This is a genomic window from Vibrio sp. R12-SG2-ISO1 (assembly GCF_059834045.1).
On record NZ_JCBDGO010000029.1, the window covers coordinates 17513 to 33228 of the forward strand.

General features: G+C 48.1%; 24 protein-coding genes. 4 read left to right on the forward strand and 20 right to left on the reverse strand.

The features are described 5' to 3' along the window. Positions 1-16: 16 nt before the first annotated feature. Both cysD and cobA read right to left on the reverse strand, forming a co-directional pair. A complete protein-coding gene (cysD, locus tag AC6R10_RS18110; RefSeq protein ID WP_334554971.1) occupies positions 17-991 on the reverse strand; it encodes a sulfate adenylyltransferase subunit CysD in 975 nt (324 codons plus the stop codon). Positions 992-997: 6 nt separating this feature from the next. After that, positions 998-1873 (reverse strand): uroporphyrinogen-III C-methyltransferase, encoded by an 876-nt coding sequence (gene cobA, locus AC6R10_RS18115; RefSeq protein ID WP_500673110.1) that lies wholly within the window; start codon positions 1871-1873, stop codon positions 998-1000. Positions 1874-2135: 262 nt separating this feature from the next. On the opposite strand from cobA, the gene AC6R10_RS18120 reads away from it, so the two are divergent. Together AC6R10_RS18120 and AC6R10_RS18125 are read left to right on the forward strand one after the other, a co-directional pair. Next, positions 2136-4097 (forward strand): bifunctional 2',3'-cyclic-nucleotide 2'-phosphodiesterase/3'-nucleotidase, encoded by a 1962-nt coding sequence (locus tag AC6R10_RS18120; RefSeq protein ID WP_500673111.1) that lies wholly within the window; start codon positions 2136-2138, stop codon positions 4095-4097. A gap of 143 nt (positions 4098-4240) precedes the next feature. Then, positions 4241-4696 carry a GNAT family N-acetyltransferase gene (locus tag AC6R10_RS18125; protein ID WP_500673112.1) on the forward strand — a complete coding sequence of 152 codons (456 nt, stop codon included), beginning with the start codon at positions 4241-4243 and terminating at the stop codon, positions 4694-4696. Between the two features lie 32 nt (positions 4697-4728). On the opposite strand, the gene AC6R10_RS18130 is transcribed toward AC6R10_RS18125, so the two are convergent. Then, on the reverse strand, positions 4729-5424 hold the full coding sequence (locus tag AC6R10_RS18130) for a LysM-like peptidoglycan-binding domain-containing protein (protein ID WP_500673113.1): 696 nt from the start codon (positions 5422-5424) through the stop codon (positions 4729-4731). A gap of 247 nt (positions 5425-5671) precedes the next feature. On the opposite strand from AC6R10_RS18130, the gene bamJ reads away from it, so the two are divergent. Both bamJ and AC6R10_RS18140 read left to right on the forward strand, forming a co-directional pair. Then, positions 5672-6292 carry a BamJ family beta-barrel-assembly machinery protein gene (gene bamJ / locus AC6R10_RS18135; protein ID WP_500627525.1) on the forward strand — a complete coding sequence of 207 codons (621 nt, stop codon included), beginning with the start codon at positions 5672-5674 and terminating at the stop codon, positions 6290-6292. Positions 6293-6494: 202 nt separating this feature from the next. After that, positions 6495-6974 (forward strand): DUF2780 domain-containing protein, encoded by a 480-nt coding sequence (locus AC6R10_RS18140; RefSeq protein ID WP_487903294.1) that lies wholly within the window; start codon positions 6495-6497, stop codon positions 6972-6974. Between the two features lie 129 nt (positions 6975-7103). On the opposite strand, the gene rplQ is transcribed toward AC6R10_RS18140, so the two are convergent. The 17 genes from rplQ to rplN all read right to left on the reverse strand — a co-directional run bounded on the left by rplQ (position 7104) and on the right by rplN (position 15659). Next, the gene (gene rplQ / locus AC6R10_RS18145; RefSeq protein WP_005383141.1) at positions 7104-7484 is read right to left on the reverse strand and encodes a 50S ribosomal protein L17; all 381 of its coding nucleotides are present in this window, start codon (positions 7482-7484) and stop codon (positions 7104-7106) included. 26 nt (positions 7485-7510) lie between these two features. Then, positions 7511-8503, reverse strand: coding sequence for a DNA-directed RNA polymerase subunit alpha (locus AC6R10_RS18150; RefSeq protein ID WP_334554594.1), 993 nt, complete (start codon positions 8501-8503; stop codon positions 7511-7513). Between the two features lie 24 nt (positions 8504-8527). Further along, positions 8528-9148, reverse strand: coding sequence for a 30S ribosomal protein S4 (rpsD, locus tag AC6R10_RS18155; protein WP_334554596.1), 621 nt, complete (start codon positions 9146-9148; stop codon positions 8528-8530). A gap of 27 nt (positions 9149-9175) precedes the next feature. Further along, positions 9176-9565: a 30S ribosomal protein S11 gene (gene rpsK / locus AC6R10_RS18160; RefSeq protein WP_001118870.1), complete on the reverse strand. Its 390-nt coding sequence runs from the start codon at positions 9563-9565 to the stop codon at positions 9176-9178. Positions 9566-9583: 18 nt separating this feature from the next. Continuing rightward, positions 9584-9940, reverse strand: a complete 357-nt coding sequence (gene rpsM / locus AC6R10_RS18165; RefSeq protein ID WP_005435100.1) for a 30S ribosomal protein S13 — start codon at positions 9938-9940, stop codon at positions 9584-9586. A gap of 148 nt (positions 9941-10088) precedes the next feature. After that, a complete protein-coding gene (gene rpmJ / locus AC6R10_RS18170) occupies positions 10089-10202 on the reverse strand; it encodes a 50S ribosomal protein L36 (protein WP_000868186.1) in 114 nt (37 codons plus the stop codon). A gap of 39 nt (positions 10203-10241) precedes the next feature. Beyond that, positions 10242-11576, reverse strand: a complete 1335-nt coding sequence (secY, locus tag AC6R10_RS18175; RefSeq protein WP_334554598.1) for a preprotein translocase subunit SecY — start codon at positions 11574-11576, stop codon at positions 10242-10244. Between the two features lie 20 nt (positions 11577-11596). Next, complete coding sequence (gene rplO, locus AC6R10_RS18180) at positions 11597-12031, reverse strand: 50S ribosomal protein L15 (protein WP_500627522.1); 435 nt, start codon at positions 12029-12031, stop codon at positions 11597-11599. A 5-nt stretch (positions 12032-12036) separates the two neighbouring features. Next, the gene (rpmD, locus tag AC6R10_RS18185; protein WP_000201159.1) at positions 12037-12213 is read right to left on the reverse strand and encodes a 50S ribosomal protein L30; all 177 of its coding nucleotides are present in this window, start codon (positions 12211-12213) and stop codon (positions 12037-12039) included. A 7-nt stretch (positions 12214-12220) separates the two neighbouring features. Beyond that, the gene (rpsE, locus tag AC6R10_RS18190) at positions 12221-12724 is read right to left on the reverse strand and encodes a 30S ribosomal protein S5 (RefSeq protein WP_500627521.1); all 504 of its coding nucleotides are present in this window, start codon (positions 12722-12724) and stop codon (positions 12221-12223) included. 14 nt (positions 12725-12738) lie between these two features. Then, positions 12739-13092, reverse strand: a complete 354-nt coding sequence (rplR, locus tag AC6R10_RS18195; RefSeq protein WP_334554606.1) for a 50S ribosomal protein L18 — start codon at positions 13090-13092, stop codon at positions 12739-12741. Positions 13093-13101: 9 nt separating this feature from the next. Further along, on the reverse strand, positions 13102-13635 hold the full coding sequence (gene rplF, locus AC6R10_RS18200; RefSeq protein ID WP_334554608.1) for a 50S ribosomal protein L6: 534 nt from the start codon (positions 13633-13635) through the stop codon (positions 13102-13104). Positions 13636-13647: 12 nt separating this feature from the next. Continuing rightward, positions 13648-14040: a 30S ribosomal protein S8 gene (gene rpsH, locus AC6R10_RS18205; RefSeq protein ID WP_334554610.1), complete on the reverse strand. Its 393-nt coding sequence runs from the start codon at positions 14038-14040 to the stop codon at positions 13648-13650. A gap of 29 nt (positions 14041-14069) precedes the next feature. Beyond that, positions 14070-14375, reverse strand: a complete 306-nt coding sequence (rpsN, locus tag AC6R10_RS18210; RefSeq protein ID WP_334554612.1) for a 30S ribosomal protein S14 — start codon at positions 14373-14375, stop codon at positions 14070-14072. 17 nt (positions 14376-14392) lie between these two features. Beyond that, positions 14393-14932, reverse strand: coding sequence for a 50S ribosomal protein L5 (rplE, locus tag AC6R10_RS18215; RefSeq protein ID WP_334554615.1), 540 nt, complete (start codon positions 14930-14932; stop codon positions 14393-14395). A 24-nt stretch (positions 14933-14956) separates the two neighbouring features. After that, the gene (gene rplX / locus AC6R10_RS18220; protein WP_334554617.1) at positions 14957-15274 is read right to left on the reverse strand and encodes a 50S ribosomal protein L24; all 318 of its coding nucleotides are present in this window, start codon (positions 15272-15274) and stop codon (positions 14957-14959) included. A gap of 13 nt (positions 15275-15287) precedes the next feature. Then, a complete protein-coding gene (rplN, locus tag AC6R10_RS18225) occupies positions 15288-15659 on the reverse strand; it encodes a 50S ribosomal protein L14 (protein WP_334554619.1) in 372 nt (123 codons plus the stop codon). Between the last annotated feature and the right edge of the window lie 57 nt (positions 15660-15716).

The following is a 15716-nucleotide window of genomic DNA, read 5'->3' on the forward strand; positions in this document are numbered from 1 at the left end:
TTTCCTTAGATCCTACTTAGAAGTAACCTTGACGTTTTTTGAGCTCCATCGATCCTGATTGATCGTGGTCGATCGCTCGACCTTGGCGCTCACTCGACGTCGCCACTAACATCTCTTCGATAATGCCGGTCAACGTGTTGGCGGTGGACTCAATCGCCCCCGTCAGTGGGTAACAACCCAAGGTACGAAAACGCACGCTTTTCTCTTCCACCACTTCACCCGGTTGCAGCTTCATACGCTCGTCATCGACCATGATCAACATGCCATCACGCTCCACAACAGGACGCGTATCCGCCAAGTACAGAGGCACAATCTCGATGTTCTCTAAGTAGATGTATTGCCAAATGTCGAGCTCAGTCCAGTTCGACAGTGGGAACACACGAATACTTTCGCCTTTGTTGATTTGACCGTTATAAGTGCGCCACAGCTCTGGACGCTGGTTTTTCGGGTCCCAGGTGTGGTTTTTATCTCGAAATGAGTAGACTCGCTCTTTCGCTCGAGACTTCTCTTCGTCACGGCGGGCACCGCCAAAGGCAGCGTCAAAGCCGTATTTGTTAAGCGCCTGCTTTAACCCTTGGGTTTTCATGATGTCCGTGTGTTTCGAAGAGCCATGATCGAATGGGTTGATGCCCATCGCCAGACCTTCTGGGTTCTTATGGACCAAAAGCTCAAAGCCGTACTTCTTCGCGGTTCTATCGCGAAATTCGATCATTTCTCTAAACTTCCAGTCGGTATCGACGTGCAGCAATGGAAATGGGATCTTGCCTGGGTAAAACGCTTTACGCGCAAGATGCAGCATTACTGATGAGTCTTTACCGATGGAGTACATCATCACAGGGTTATCAAACTCAGCGGCAACTTCGCGGATGATATGAATACTCTCCGCTTCCAGTTGCTTGAGGTGAGTTAAACGTTCTTGGTCCATGTTGGTGCTTCCTTTACGGCTCGCGTTGAGCTTCTGACTATTAAATTCAGGGTGATGTGCAAAAATTAAGCGCTATGCGCTCTGGCGGCCAAGTTGGCTTATGGGCGCCTCGGTTTGCGCGCGGGCAAACCAATCGAGCTTTTCGGACAACGCCACCACTTCACCGATCACAATCAATGACGGGGACTCGGCGCTTTTTGCCAATTCACTCAAATCGCTCAATTGACCTTTCAGTACGCGTTGGGCTTGCTGCGTACCGCGCTCGATAATGGCGATCGGCGTGTGCGCGGCGCGGCCATGCGTAATCAACTGGCTTTGGATGTAATCGGACTTCATCAGTCCCATATAGATGACTAGCGTTTGATTGCCACGCGCCAATGTCGACCAATCCATCTCATCACGTTCGGCTTTGAGATGACCGGTAATAAACATCGCCGACTGCGCGTAATCTCGGTGCGTCAATGGAATGCCTGCGTAGGCCGTCGCGCCAGCAGCAGCGGTGATCCCAGGTACCACGTGAAAGGCGATACCCGCGTCAGCCAACACTTCGAGCTCCTCTCCGCCGCGACCAAAAATAAACGGATCGCCACCTTTAATGCGCACGACTTTGTGCCCTTGCTGCGCAAAATCGACCAACAGTTGATTGGTTTTCTCTTGCGGAACGCTGTGGTGACCAGCACGTTTGCCAACGCAAACCAAAATGGTGTCGCTTGGCACCAGTGCCATAATCTCGTCTGACACCAAGTAGTCATACAGCACCACATCGGCCTGCTGTAAAAAGCGCAACGCTTTGAGCGTCAGTAACTCCACATCGCCTGGCCCTGCGCCAACCAATGCCACTTCACCGGCTTTCAAACCACTGCGGCCCATCGTGTGCAACGGCGGTAAGTTGCGCTCGACTTGGGGCTGGCGAAATGGAAAGGGAGAGACAGTTTCCTTGTGCGCCATAACGTCATCCTTTTGCTAATCTATGGATGGCATTATGGCGCTGCGAACATATTACCTGAAATTCTAAAATTTCATTTTTTATACCAATTGCTGATAAGAGACGATTCTTGTCACACCGAATCGAGGCAAAAAGTGAGAGTTGGGCACCACAACCCGTTGATACCAACGGTTAAGATCACGTTTTCCTGATGAATGAAATTATTGTTTCATACAACTTTGTTACATTATGCAGTACTGTTGACCCCCCTCATCGGAGCAAAAAATGAACGTAGCAGTGAAACCTCTCTCTCTGGCCGTCCTTAGCGGGATGCTGGTTATGGCCAGCCCAGCGATGGCAGAAACCATCAAACTTCGTATTATCGAGACCACTGACATCCACACCAACGTGATGGATTACGACTACTACAAAGACAAACCGTCACAACAGATTGGTTTGACTCGCGCCGCAACCTTAGTCAAAGCAGCGCGCAGTGAAGTCGAAAACAGCGTCTTGGTTGATAACGGTGACTTGATTCAAGGCAGCCCAATGGGTGACTACATGGCGGCCAAAGGCATTGAGAAGGGCGAGGTTCACCCTGTTTACAAGGCGATGAATCAGCTTGGCTACGATGTGGGTAACATCGGTAACCACGAGTTCAACTACGGCTTAGAGTTTCTGGCAAAATCGCTGGAAGGTGCCGAGTTCCCTTACGTCAGCGCGAACGTTTTTGACCAAAAAACCGGTGAGCACTACTTCAAACCTTACCTGATCAAGTCGCACATGTTTAAAGATGTCGATGGTGTCGAACACGAGATCAAAGTCGGCTACATCGGCTTCGTACCACCACAAATCATGGTGTGGGATAAGAAAAACCTCGAAGGCAAAGTGTTTGCCAAAGACATCAAAGAGTCAGCGATGGCTCTAGTGCCCCAAATGAAGGCTGAAGGCGCAGATGTGATTGTCGCCATCCCGCACTCAGGCGTATCCTCTGATCCGCACAAAATGGGCGCAGAAAACTCCACTTACTATCTCTCTGAAGTCGAAGGCATTGATGCGATTGCGTTTGGTCACTCGCACGCCGTCTTCCCAGGGAAAGGCTTTGAAAACATCCAAGGTGTGGATAATGAAATGGGCACCATCAACGGCGTTGCCGCTGTCATGCCAGGACGTTGGGGCAGCCACGTCGGTGTGATTGACCTAGAGCTTAAGCAAGAAGGTGAGCAGTGGGTGGTAGTGAAAGGCCAATCAGAAGCGCGGCCAATTTTTGATTCCGCCACTAAACAGCCTATCGCCGACGCGGATGCCGGTATCGTCAAAGCCCTTGAAGCGGACCACAAAGCGACGCGCGACTTTGTCAATCAGCCGATTGGTAAAGCCAGCGACGTGATGTACAGCTTCCTCGCCTTGGTGCAAGACGATCCCACCGTACAAATCGTCAACCTTGCACAAAAAGATTACGTTGAGCGCTTTATCCAAGGCGATCCTGATTTATCAGACATCCCAGTGCTCTCAGCGGCAGCGCCGTTTAAAGCGGGCGGTCGTAAAAACGATCCGAACAACTACACCGAAGTGGAGTCAGGTCAGTTGACCTTCCGCAACGCTGCGGATCTCTACCTCTACCCGAATACCTTGGTGGCGATGAAAGTCAGCGGTCACGAAGTGAAAGAGTGGCTGGAGTGCAGCGCCGGTCAATTTAACCAGATCGATACCAACAGCAGCGCCGCACAAAGCCTAATTGATTGGGATGGCTTCCGTACTTACAACTTTGACGTCATTGATGGGGTTAACTACCAGATTGATGTAACCCAGCCAGCGAAATACGACGGCAACTGCAACGTCATCAATGAAGATGCTGAGCGTATCGTCGGTTTGACTTATCAAGGGAAAGCGATTGATCTGAAACAGCCATTTATCATTGCGACCAACAACTACCGTGCGTACAGCAACAAGTTCCCAGGCACAGGTGCCGAGTTTGTTGCGTTTGACTCGCCAGATGAAAACCGCTCGGTTGTGGCTGCGTACATTACCCGCGTCAGTGAAGAAAACGGTGAGTTTGTACCAAGCGCAGACAACAACTGGTCATTCTCCCCTATCCAATCGGATAAAAAACTCGATATTCGTTTCGAGACCTCACCGGGAGTAAAGGCAGCTAAGTTCATCGCAGATAAAGGCCAATACCCAATGACCTTCGTTGAGAATGATGACGTAGGCTTTGCGGTCTACCAAATCGATCTGCAAAAATAGCGCTTTGCTCAATCAGAGCGTCTTTCATTGAGCCGCAGTCACTGCGGCTTTTTTCTCTCTATTTTACAAAGATCGTTTATATTGCAGCCACTTATCTGGGGTTGATATGATGGCGTCCCTTTTTTATCACCAATAGGTGTCCGATGGATTGGCAACTGCGTACCTTTGAAGCTTTGAGCAACCACGAACTGTATCAATTACTCAAACTAAGAGTAGATGTGTTTGTGGTCGAACAAACCTGCCCATACCCCGAGCTCGATGACAAAGACCCAATCACGGGGGTGTATCACCTACTGGGTTATGAGCAAGGCCAACTGGTCGCCTACGCGCGCTTACTGCCCGCCGGTATCAGTTATCCGAGCGTCAGTATCGGCCGAGTCGCGACACATGAAAAAGCACGTGGCAACGGGCTGGGCCATCAACTGTTAGAACAAGCGATTCATCAATGCCAACGGTTGTGGCCAAACAGCGCAATTGAAATCGGCGCGCAAGAGCACTTAAGTGCCTTCTATGGCCGATATGGATTTGTTGCCACCTCTGAGATGTATCTCGAAGATGGCATCCCTCATATTGATATGAAGCGAGAGAGTGGGGCTTGAGGGGTAGTGGGTGATGGGTGATGGGTAAGTGATTACTTACTGCGACCGAATCCACCATCTGATAGTCTAAAGAACATCACCGATTGCTGATTTTTCTCGAGCTGAAGAATATCGAGCTGACCTTCATCGGTCACTTTGTAGCGCACCAACTGACCTTGGCGAATGTGGCTGAGCGGTTTATCTTGCCCTTCGACTTTGACGAGAGCGTTCAAGTCCGCCATCGAGAGCCCATTGCGTCGAAACATCTCGGCTAGGGTATCGCCACGTTTCACCGTATCTTCTTGCCACGGGTTCGTGACTTGTCTCGGGGTTGTCGCCGGCTCCTGGTGTGAGACTGGCGTAGAACTTTGCTGGCTCAGTGCGGTGGTGTTGATATCAATGGAGACACGTTGAGGGGATGCAACCTGCGGCGACGCCGTCTCCGGTGTCGACTGTGATGTGGGCAATATCAGCAAAATGACAAGCAGGGGAACCAGCACCATCAACCCACGTTGATGCCACTTAGGTAGACGATACCAAAGCGCCTTGCCTTGCTCGGGTAACGCGCGCCATTTAGCCCCGCGGGGAGATGATGGGTTCGCCTCAGGCGTGCTAGAGTCAGGCTGACTAGGCCCTTGCTTTTTCAGCTTGAGTGCGCCCAACGGGTTTGAATGACGAAAGCGCGCCAACTGTGTTTTCAATACCTCAGCATAATCGACACGTTGTGGTTTCTTCTTTCTGCGATTCATCGCCCTATTTCTCCCAATACTACCCTGCCCCAAGTATAAAAATGATAATCAACCGAGTATAGGGATTTTGCGCGCGTTAAGTAATAACTCGGTCAAATCTCACGGAATTCTCATCGATAGGCGCATTTCACCCCGAGAGTGATGGTTATTCTCCCCCGAGAGTGATAGTTAAAAGGGCACTATCGTTTCATCACTGTGTGAGAACTGGTAGACTTGATGACTTTATACACCCAACAAGAGAGACATCATGTCTGAAGTGAAATTTGAAACTGTAGAGCAAAAAGCCAGCTACGGAATCGGCCTACAAATGGGTCAACAACTTGCGGGTTCTGGTCTTGACGGCCTAAACGTTGACGCCATTGCTGCGGGTATCGCAACAGCATTGGTTGGTGACATGCCAGCAATCGAAGTAGACGAAATCAACAAAGCGCTGCAAGAGCTGCACACTCGCGCGGAAGCAGTACGTCAAGAAGCGGCAAAAGCGGCTGCGGCGGATGGCGAAGCCTTCCTAAAAGACAACGCTCTACGTCCGGAAGTGACCGTACTAGAGTCAGGTCTTCAGTACGAAATCATCACTGAAGGTACGGGTGAAATCCCAACTTCAGACAAGCAAGTTCGAGTTCACTACCACGGTGAATTGACTGACGGTACGGTATTTGACAGCTCAGTGTCTCGTGGCCAACCGGCTGAATTCCCTGTCACTGGCGTGATCAAAGGTTGGGTAGAAGCCCTACAACTGATGCCTGTTGGCTCAAAGTGGAAACTGTACATTCCTCAAGACCTTGCCTATGGTGAGCGCGGCGCTGGCGCGGCGATCCCTCCATTCGCAGCGTTGGTCTTCGAAGTAGAATTGCTAGCTATCCTGTAATAGCCTGGCAGAACAGCCGAAAGTTCAAGACAGACAGCGGTGCTCTATGAGCGCCGCTTTTTTTCATCTTGACGCAGAGATGGCTCTATTCACTGTGAGATGAGTGTGATACAAGTATCGCTTATGGAAGCAATATACCCATTGATCCATTCAATCACTCTGACCTATCAGAGTGTTAAAGTGAACACTGCATGGAGGCTCTATGCGCAAACACCTTCTTACTGCGGCGCTGCTGACTCTGTCTGTCGGACAAGCGCACGCCTTTCTCAATTCTATTACCGAAAAATCAAGCCAAGAGGGTTTGATGGACATGGTTAGCCAAGGGCTCAACCTGCAATCTTCACCAATAAGCGAGCTGTTGACCAGTCAGCTTCCTGTGACCAGCGAACAAGCGACAGCGGGCGGCGGTGCACTGTTGGCGTTTGCACAAAGTCAGTTATCTTCTGCAAACAGCAACGAATTAGAGTCTTTAGTACCTGGCTTATCGCAGCTCAACGATGCAAGCGGGCTCTTTAGTCAACTTGAAAGTATCGAGGCGGTGCGCGGCGTCTTTGAAAAAGTGGGCCTAGACCCGTCAATGATCAGCCAATTTGCACCTGTGATCCTTGGCTATCTTGGCGACCAAGGCGCCAGTGACGGTCTATTAGGGTCACTCGGTGGACTCTGGACGGACTTAGAATAGTCGTCAGCTAGAAGGGTGCTCAGCATTAAGGTTTGATGCCTCGATGAAATAACGTGCGAAGAGGCATTACCTATACGACAGGCACAAAAAAGCCGAGCTAACGCTCGGCTTTTTCGTTATACGAACTGATTACTCAGCAGCTTCTTCAGCAGCTGGGCGATCAACAAGCTCAATGTAAGCCATTGGAGCTTTATCACCAGCACGGAAGCCAGCTTTTAGGATACGAGTGTAACCGCCCTGACGAGCAGCAAAACGTGGACCTAGTTCGTTAAATAGTTTTGCAACTACTTCGTTGTCACGAGTACGTGCAAATGCTAGACGACGGTTAGCAACGCTGTCAGTCTTAGCTAGTGTAATCAAAGGCTCAACTACGCGACGTAGCTCTTTTGCTTTTGGCAAAGTAGTCTTGATAACTTCATGACGTACTAGAGAGCTAGCCATGTTGCTGAACATCGCTTTGCGATGTGAGCTGTTGCGGTTGAGTTGACGACCACTCTTACGATGGCGCATGACCTAATCCTTCTAACTAGTATCGATTAATCTTCAGCGATAGACGCTGGTGGCCAGTTTTCTAGGCGCATACCCAGAGACAGACCACGTGATGCAAGTACGTCTTTAATCTCAGTAAGAGATTTTTTACCAAGGTTTGGCGTTTTAAGTAGCTCAACCTCAGTGCGCTGTACAAGATCACCGATGTAGTGAATCGCTTCTGCTTTCAGACAGTTAGCAGAGCGAACTGTTAGTTCAAGATCGTCTACAGGACGCAGTAGGATCGGATCGAATTCTGGCTTCTCTTCCTTCTCCTCAGGTACACGTACATCACGAAGATCTACGAACGCATCCAATTGCTCAGCAAGAATAGTTGCTGCGCGACGGATTGCTTCCTCAGGGTCTAGAGTTCCGTTCGTTTCCATGTCGATAACAAGCTTGTCTAAGTCTGTACGCTGCTCTACACGAGCGGCTTCAACAGCGTAAGCAATCTTGTCTACTGGGCTGTACGTAGCGTCAACCAGTAGGCGGCCAATTGGACGCTCATCTTCTTCAGTATGGATACGAGCTGAAGCTGGAACGTAACCGCGACCACGTTCAACTTTGATACGCATAGCGATCTCAGCGTTGTCATCCGTTAGGTGACAAATTACGTGTTCTGGGTTAGCGATCTCTACATCACCATCATGGGTGATGTCACCTGCAACCACAGGGCCTGAGCCTGATTTGTTCAGTGTAATAAACACTTCATCTTTGCCTTCGGCAACGCGCACAGCCAAACCTTTAAGGTTTAGAAGAATTTCAAGAATATCTTCTTGAACGCCTTCTTTAGTGCTGTACTCGTGCAGAACGCCTTCAATTTCAACTTCAGTCACTGCGCAACCTGGCATAGACGAAAGCAAAATACGGCGAAGTGCATTACCTAGAGTGTGACCAAAGCCACGCTCTAATGGCTCAAGAGTTACTTTTGCGTGTGTCGTGCTGACTTGTTCGATGTCAACCAGACGTGGCTTAAGAAATTCTGTTACAGAACCCTGCATTGTGTCCTCTCTTTAGTTTAAACCTTACTTAGAGTAAAGCTCGACGATCAGTTGTTCGTTGATGTCAGCAGACAGATCAGAACGCTCAGGCAGACGCTTGAACGTACCTTCCATCTTAGTGCCATCTACTTCAATCCAAGTTGGTTTTTCGCGTTGTTCAGCAACTTCTAGTGCACCTTTGATGCGAGATTGCTGTTTCGCTTTTTCGCGAATAGAAACAACGTCGTTAGCCGCAACTTTGAAAGAAGGAACGTTTACAACTTTACCGTTAACTAGGATAGCTTTGTGGCTAACTAGCTGACGTGCTTCTGCGCGAGTTGCACCAAAGCCCATGCGGTAAACTACGTTATCAAGACGACCTTCAAGAAGCTGAAGCAGGTTTTCACCTGTGTTGCCTTTAAGGCGAGCAGCTTCTTTGTAGTAGTTACGGAATTGTTTTTCTAGAACGCCGTACATACGACGAACTTTTTGCTTCTCACGAAGCTGAACGCCATACTCAGATAGACGACCGCGACGAGCGCCGTGTACACCTGGTGCGTTATCAATTTTACACTTGGTATCGATCGCGCGTACACCAGACTTAAGGAATAAGTCAGTACCTTCGCGACGGCTAAGCTTCAGCTTAGGACCCAAATATCTTGCCATGATCTTTCTCCAGTAATCTAAAAAACGTTATACGCGACGTTTCTTAGGTGGACGACAACCGTTATGAGGGATTGGTGTAGCATCAACAATGTTTGTGATGCGGAAACCAGCAGCGTTCAGTGCGCGAACAGTAGATTCACGACCTGGACCTGGACCCTTAACCATAACTTCCAAGTTCTTTAGACCGTATTCTTTAGCCATTTCAGCACAACGCTCAGCAGCAACCTGTGCAGCGAACGGAGTAGACTTACGAGAACCACGGAAACCTGAACCACCTGCAGTAGCCCAAGCTAGTGCGTTACCTTGACGGTCAGTGATGGTTACGATTGTGTTGTTGAAAGAAGCATGGATGTGCGCAACGCCATCTGCAACTTGCTTGCGTACGCGCTTACGAGCGCGAGTTGGTTGTTTAGCCATTGTACTCTACCTTCCCGATTATTTCTTGATCGGCTTACGCGGACCCTTACGGGTGCGAGCATTGGTTTTAGTACGCTGTCCACGTAGTGGTAGACTGCGACGATGACGAAGACCACGGTAACAACCAAGGTCCATAAGACGCTTGATGTTCATAGATACTTCACGACGTAGATCACCTTCTACAGTGTACTTAGCTACACCATCACGCAGTTGATCGATCTGCTCTTCAGTTAGTTCACTGATCTTAACATCTTCAGCAATACCCACTTCAGCTAGGATAGCTTGAGAGCGAGTTTTACCGATGCCGTAGATTGACGTTAGTGCAATCACAGCATGTTTCTGATCAGGAATGTTAATGCCTGCAATACGGGCCATTATTCACTCCTAGTGTTTCTTAAAAAGAATTAGCCGCAACAAAGCCCGTTATGGATACGTTGCGGAATACTACTTCTTTTGCACGCAAAAGGTAGGCCGAGGAATATACTCGACCTAACCTTCTATTTCAAGTAAAAATTTCTGCTAATTAGCCTTGGCGCTGCTTGTGCTTTGGCTCACTGCAAATCACGCGAACGACACCGTTACGCTTGATAACTTTACAGTTACGGCAGATTTTTTTAACGGAAGCACGAACTTTCATTGCTAAACTCCGTAAATGAAATCTGAGACTACCGCCGAATTAACGGCCATAACCTTTCAGATTCGCTTTCTTCAACACAGAATCATATTGTTGAGACATCATATGAGTCTGTACCTGTGCCATAAAGTCCATGATAACAACAACTACGATAAGTAGTGATGTACCGCCGAAGTAGAAACGTACGTTCCACGCGACCATCATGAACTCCGGAATCAGACAGATAAAGGTAATGTAAAGCGCGCCCGCAAGGGTTAGTCGCGTCATTACTTTATCAATGTACTTAGCTGTCTGCTCACCTGGGCGGATGCCGGGTACGAATGCACCTGACTTCTTCAAGTTATCTGCTGTTTCACGCGGGTTGAATACCAACGCCGTGTAGAAGAAACAGAAGAAAATAATCGCTGCTGCATAAAGCATTACATACAGAGGTTGACCTGGGCTAAGAGCCAAAGACACGTCAGTTAACCAACCGAACGCGCTGCTCTCACCGTTCTGACCGAACCATTGAGCCAATGTTCCTGGGAACAGGATAATGCTCGAAGCGAAGATTGCTGGAATAACACCGGCCATATTAATTTTTAATGGCAGGTGCGTGCTTTGCGCAGCAAATACTTTGCGACCTTGTTGACGCTTCGCGTAGTTGACAACGATACGACGTTGACCACGCTCCATGAAAACAACAAAGTAAATGACAGCGAAAGACAGTACACCAATCAACAGCAGAAGAAGTACATGCAATTCACCTTGACGCGCTTGCTCAATTGTTTGGCCGATTGCCGAAGGCAATCCAGCAACAATACCTGCAAAGATCAGCAACGAGATACCGTTACCAATTCCGCGCTCTGTAATTTGTTCACCTAACCACATAAGGAACATGGTACCGGTTACTAAACTTACGGTCGCAATAAGCGTAAACATGGTTTGGTTGATAACAACCAGATTGTCGACCATGTTTGGTAGGCCTGTTGCAATACCAATAGCTTGGAAGGTTGCAAGTACAAGCGTGCCGTAGCGTGTATATTGGCTGATCTTACGACGGCCTGCTTCACCCTCTTTTTTGAGTTCAGCTAACGCTGGATGAACTACAGTTAGCAGTTGGACAACAATCGATGCCGAAATGTACGGCATGATGCCCAACGCTAATATAGATGCACGCTCAAGAGCACCACCGGAGAACATGTTAAACATCTCTACGATGGTACCTTTTTGCTGTTCGAACAATTGGGCAAGTACAGCAGCATCAATACCAGGTAGTGGTACAAAAGAACCTGCACGGAATACCAAAAGTGCGCCTAAAACGAACAATAAACGCGACTTTAATTCCGCCAATCCATTCTTTGCACTACTAAAATCTTGTCCTGGTTTTTTAGCCATCTGTACCCTTCCTTCGAAGATTATTCTTCGATTTTACCGCCAGCAGCTTCGATTGCAGCTTTAGCGCCTTTAGTCACACGTAGACCTTTAACAGTCACTGCTTTGTTAATTTCACCAGAAAGAACAACTTTTACAAATTCGATGTTCTTAGTGATGACGTTAGCAGCTTTAAGGCTGTTTAGGTCAACCACGTCACCTGTTACTTTCGCTAGCTCAGCTAGACGAACTTCAGCAGACACTAGGCTCTTACGAGAAGTGAAACCGAACTTAGGTAGACGTTGTTTTAGAGGCATCTGACCGCCTTCAAAACCTGGACGAACACTGCCGCCAGAACGTGATTTTTGACCTTTGTGACCACGGCCACCAGTTTTACCAAGGCCAGAACCGATACCACGGCCAACTCGCTTCGCAGGAGTCTTAGCGCCCGCAGCCGGTGCTAGAGTATTCAAACGCATTCTGATTACTCCTCAACTTTAACCATGTAGTAAACCTTGTTGATCATACCGCGTACACACGGAGTATCTTCAAGTTCTACTGTATGGTTGATTTTACGAAGGCCCAGACCACGCAAAGTAGCTTTGTGCTTTGGTAGGCGACCAATTGAGCTTTTAGTTTGAGTAACTTTAATAGTTGCCATGGTGTTCTTACTCCGAAATAGATTCAACAGTTAGACCACGTTTAGCAGCAACCATGTCTGGTGACTTCATGCTACCTAGCGCATCGATCGTCGCACGAACGATGTTGATAGGGTTCGTAGAACCGTATGCTTTAGATAGTACGTTGTGTACACCTGCTACTTCTAGTACTGCACGCATCGCACCACCTGCGATAACACCTGTACCTTCAGCCGCTGGCTGCATGTAAACTTTAGAGCCCGAGTGGCGACCTTTTACCGGGTGGAAAAGTGTGCCTTCGTTAAGCGCGATCGTAGTCATGTTACGACGTGCTTTTTCCATTGCTTTTTGGATCGCTGCAGGTACTTCACGGGCTTTGCCGTAACCGAAACCTACGCGACCGTTACCGTCACCAACTACAGTTAGTGCAGTAAAGCTCATGATTCGACCGCCTTTAACCGTTTTAGATACACGGTTAACTGCGATTAGCTTTTCTTGCAAATCATTCGCTTGAACTTGTTGTTCTTTAGCCATCTTCCAACCCTACCTTAGAATTTCAGACCAGCTTCGCGAGCAGATTCTGCTAGCGCCGCTACTCGACCGTGGTATTGGAAACCAGAACGATCAAATGCAACTGCGTCAACGCCTTTTTCAAGCGCGCGCTCTGCAATAGCTTTACCTACTGCTTTTGCTGCATCGATGTTACCAGTGTTCTTCACTTGCTCACGGATCGCTTTTTCTACAGTAGAAGCTGCTGCGATTACCTCAGAGCCGTTTGATGCGATAACCTGTGCGTACACGTGACGAGGAGTACGGTGTACTACTAGGCGAGTTGCACCCAGTTCTGCAATCTTACGACGTGCGCGTGTAGCACGACGGATGCGAGATGCTTTCTTATCCATAGTGTTACCTTACTTCTTCTTAGCTTCTTTAGTACGCACATTTTCATCTGCGTAACGAACACCTTTGCCTTTGTATGGCTCAGGCTCACGGTAAGAACGAATGTCAGCCGCAACTTGACCAACTAGTTGTTTGTCACAACCAGTGATAACAATTTCAGTTTGGCTTGGACACTCAGCTTTGATACCCGCTGGCAACTCGTGCTCAACTGGGTGAGAGAAGCCTAGTGTTAGACCTACAGCGTTGCCTTTGATAGCAGCACGGTAACCAACACCTTTAAGAGTTAGCTTCTTGGTAAAGCCTTCAGTAACACCAACAACCATGTTGTTCACTAGAGCGCGAGCAGTACCTGCTTGAGCCCATGCGTTAGCAACACCTTCTTTAGGACCGAAAGTAAGGTTGTTTTCTTCCTGAGCGATAACAACAGCGTCGTTAAGAACGCGTGTTAGTTCGCCCTTCGCACCTTTTACAGTGATTTCTTGGCCGTTCAGTTTCACCTCTACGCCAGCTGGAATAGCGACAGGTGCTTTAGCAACACGAGACATTTTCTACTCCTATTACGCTACGTAAGCGATGATTTCACCACCAAGACCTGCTTTACGTGCAGCACGGTCTGACATCAGACCCTTGGAAGTTGAAACGATAGCAACACCAAGACCACCCATTACAGAAGGAAGATCATCTTTCTTCTTGTAAACACGTAGACCTGGACGAGAAACACGTTTAAGTTGCTCGATTACTGGTTTCGCTTGGAAGTACTTAAGAGTAACTTCTAGCTCAGGTTTTACTTCGCCTTCAACAGCGAAATCAACGATGTAACCTTCAGCTTTTAGTAGTGCAGCAATTGCAACTTTAAGCTTTGAAGAAGGCATTTTAACAGAGACTTTGTCTGCTGCCTGACCGTTACGAATGCGGGTCAGCATATCCGAAATCGGATCTTGCATGCTCATATGATTTACTCCAAATGATTAAGTGGCAATTACCAGCTAGCCTTACGAAGTCCAGGAATCTCGCCTTTCATGCAAGCTTCGCGAACTTTGATACGGCTTAGACCGAACTTACGTAGGTAACCGTGTGGACGACCAGTTTGGTTACAACGGTTGCGCTGACGTGATGCACTTGAATCACGTGGAAGAGTTTGCAGTTTAAGCACTGCATCCCAACGATCTTCTTCAGATGCGTTTACATCGCTGATGATAGCTTTAAGAGCCGCACGCTTTTCAGCGAACTTAGCTACAAGCTTCGCACGTTTTGCTTCACGTGCTTTCATTGAATTTTTAGCCATAACAGTAACCCTTCACCTTACTTACGGAATGGGAAGTTAAAGGCAGCCAGCAGAGCACGGCCTTCCTCATCAGTACCAGCAGACGTCGTAATAGTGATGTCTAGACCGCGTACTCGATCAACTTTATCAAAGTCGATTTCCGGGAAGATGATTTGCTCGCGAACGCCCATGCTGTAGTTACCGCGACCGTCAAAAGACTTAGCGCTAACACCACGGAAGTCACGTACACGTGGAAGAGCGATCGAAATTAGACGCTCAAGAAAATCCCACATACGTTCGCCACGCAAGGTTACTTTACAACCGATAGGGTAGCCTTCACGAATTTTGAAGCCTGCAACAGATTTACGCGCTTTAGTGATAAGTGGCTTTTGACCAGAGATCGTTGCCATATCAGATGCTGCGTTTTCTAGCAGTTTCTTGTCGTTGATTGCTTCACCAACACCCATGTTAAGGGTGATTTTCTCGATTCTAGGGACTTGCATGACGCTTGAGTAACCGAACTGTTTGGTCAGTTCAGCGACTACAGACGACTTGTAGTAATCATGCAGTTTCGCCATAGTAGAACTCCAAATTACTTTCTATTAGTTAGAAACAGTTTCGCCGTTAGACTTGAAGAAACGAACTTTCTTGCCATCTTCGATACGGAAACCGATACGGTCAGCTTTACCAGTAGCTGCGTTGAAAATCGCCACGTTAGAAACGTCGATTGCTGCTTCTTGCTCTACGATACCGCCTTGGATACCCATAGCAGGAACAGGTTTCTGGTGTTTCTTAACAAGGTTGATACCTTCAACGATAACTTTACCAGTAGCTAGGACCTTAGTTACTTTACCTTTCTTGCCTTTATCTTTACCAGCAAGAACGATTACTTCGTCATTACGACGGATTTTAGCTGCCATCTTTACGTGCTCCTTACAGAACTTCTGGAGCCAGTGAAACGATCTTCATGAACTTATCGTTACGAAGTTCGCGTGTCACAGGACCAAAGATACGTGTACCGATTGGTTGCTCAGTATTGTCATTTAACAGTACGCAAGCATTACGGTCGAAGCGAATGACAGAACCGTCTGGACGACGTACGCCTTTACGGGTGCGAACTACCACCGCCTTCAGTACATCACCTTTTTTAACTTTACCGCGAGGAATTGCTTCCTTAACAGTAACTTTGATGATGTCACCGATATGTGCATAACGGCGGTGAGAGCCACCCAGAACCTTAATACACATTACGCTGCGAGCGCCTGAGTTATCAGCTGCGTCCAGCATACTTTGCATTTGGATCATGTTAGTGCTCCGCTAAATATATAAAAAAACTAGACCCTCACGGGTCGGGCTGCCTCT

Coding starts and splice junctions, on each gene's coding strand:
- rpsD (WP_334554596.1), bottom strand. CDS start 9,148: ATGGCAAGATATTTGGGTCCTAAGCTGAAGCTTAGCCGTCGCGAAGGT.
- rpmD (WP_000201159.1), bottom strand. CDS start 12,213: ATGGCAACTATTAAAGTTACTCAAACTAAAAGCTCAATTGGTCGCCTA.
- cobA (WP_500673110.1), bottom strand. CDS start 1,873: ATGGCGCACAAGGAAACTGTCTCTCCCTTTCCATTTCGCCAGCCCCAA.
- rpsH (WP_334554610.1), bottom strand. CDS start 14,040: ATGAGCATGCAAGATCCGATTTCGGATATGCTGACCCGCATTCGTAAC.
- rplF (WP_334554608.1), bottom strand. CDS start 13,635: ATGTCTCGTGTTGCTAAAGCACCTGTCGCTATTCCAGCTGGCGTAGAG.
- rpsK (WP_001118870.1), bottom strand. CDS start 9,565: ATGGCTAAACAACCAACTCGCGCTCGTAAGCGCGTACGCAAGCAAGTT.
- rplX (WP_334554617.1), bottom strand. CDS start 15,274: ATGGCAGCTAAAATCCGTCGTAATGACGAAGTAATCGTTCTTGCTGGT.
- rplE (WP_334554615.1), bottom strand. CDS start 14,932: ATGGCGAAACTGCATGATTACTACAAGTCGTCTGTAGTCGCTGAACTG.
- AC6R10_RS18120 (WP_500673111.1), top strand. CDS start 2,136: ATGAACGTAGCAGTGAAACCTCTCTCTCTGGCCGTCCTTAGCGGGATG.
- AC6R10_RS18150 (WP_334554594.1), bottom strand. CDS start 8,503: ATGCAGGGTTCTGTAACAGAATTTCTTAAGCCACGTCTGGTTGACATC.
- AC6R10_RS18130 (WP_500673113.1), bottom strand. CDS start 5,424: ATGAATCGCAGAAAGAAGAAACCACAACGTGTCGATTATGCTGAGGTA.
- rpmJ (WP_000868186.1), bottom strand. CDS start 10,202: ATGAAAGTTCGTGCTTCCGTTAAAAAAATCTGCCGTAACTGTAAAGTT.
- secY (WP_334554598.1), bottom strand. CDS start 11,576: ATGGCTAAAAAACCAGGACAAGATTTTAGTAGTGCAAAGAATGGATTG.
- AC6R10_RS18125 (WP_500673112.1), top strand. CDS start 4,241: ATGGATTGGCAACTGCGTACCTTTGAAGCTTTGAGCAACCACGAACTG.
- rplR (WP_334554606.1), bottom strand. CDS start 13,092: ATGGATAAGAAAGCATCTCGCATCCGTCGTGCTACACGCGCACGTCGT.
- rpsE (WP_500627521.1), bottom strand. CDS start 12,724: ATGGCTAAAGAACAACAAGTTCAAGCGAATGATTTGCAAGAAAAGCTA.
- bamJ (WP_500627525.1), top strand. CDS start 5,672: ATGTCTGAAGTGAAATTTGAAACTGTAGAGCAAAAAGCCAGCTACGGA.
- rplQ (WP_005383141.1), bottom strand. CDS start 7,484: ATGCGCCATCGTAAGAGTGGTCGTCAACTCAACCGCAACAGCTCACAT.
- rplO (WP_500627522.1), bottom strand. CDS start 12,031: ATGCGTTTGAATACTCTAGCACCGGCTGCGGGCGCTAAGACTCCTGCG.
- AC6R10_RS18140 (WP_487903294.1), top strand. CDS start 6,495: ATGCGCAAACACCTTCTTACTGCGGCGCTGCTGACTCTGTCTGTCGGA.
- rplN (WP_334554619.1), bottom strand. CDS start 15,659: ATGATCCAAATGCAAAGTATGCTGGACGCAGCTGATAACTCAGGCGCT.
- rpsM (WP_005435100.1), bottom strand. CDS start 9,940: ATGGCCCGTATTGCAGGCATTAACATTCCTGATCAGAAACATGCTGTG.
- rpsN (WP_334554612.1), bottom strand. CDS start 14,375: ATGGCTAAAAATTCAATGAAAGCACGTGAAGCAAAACGTGCGAAGCTT.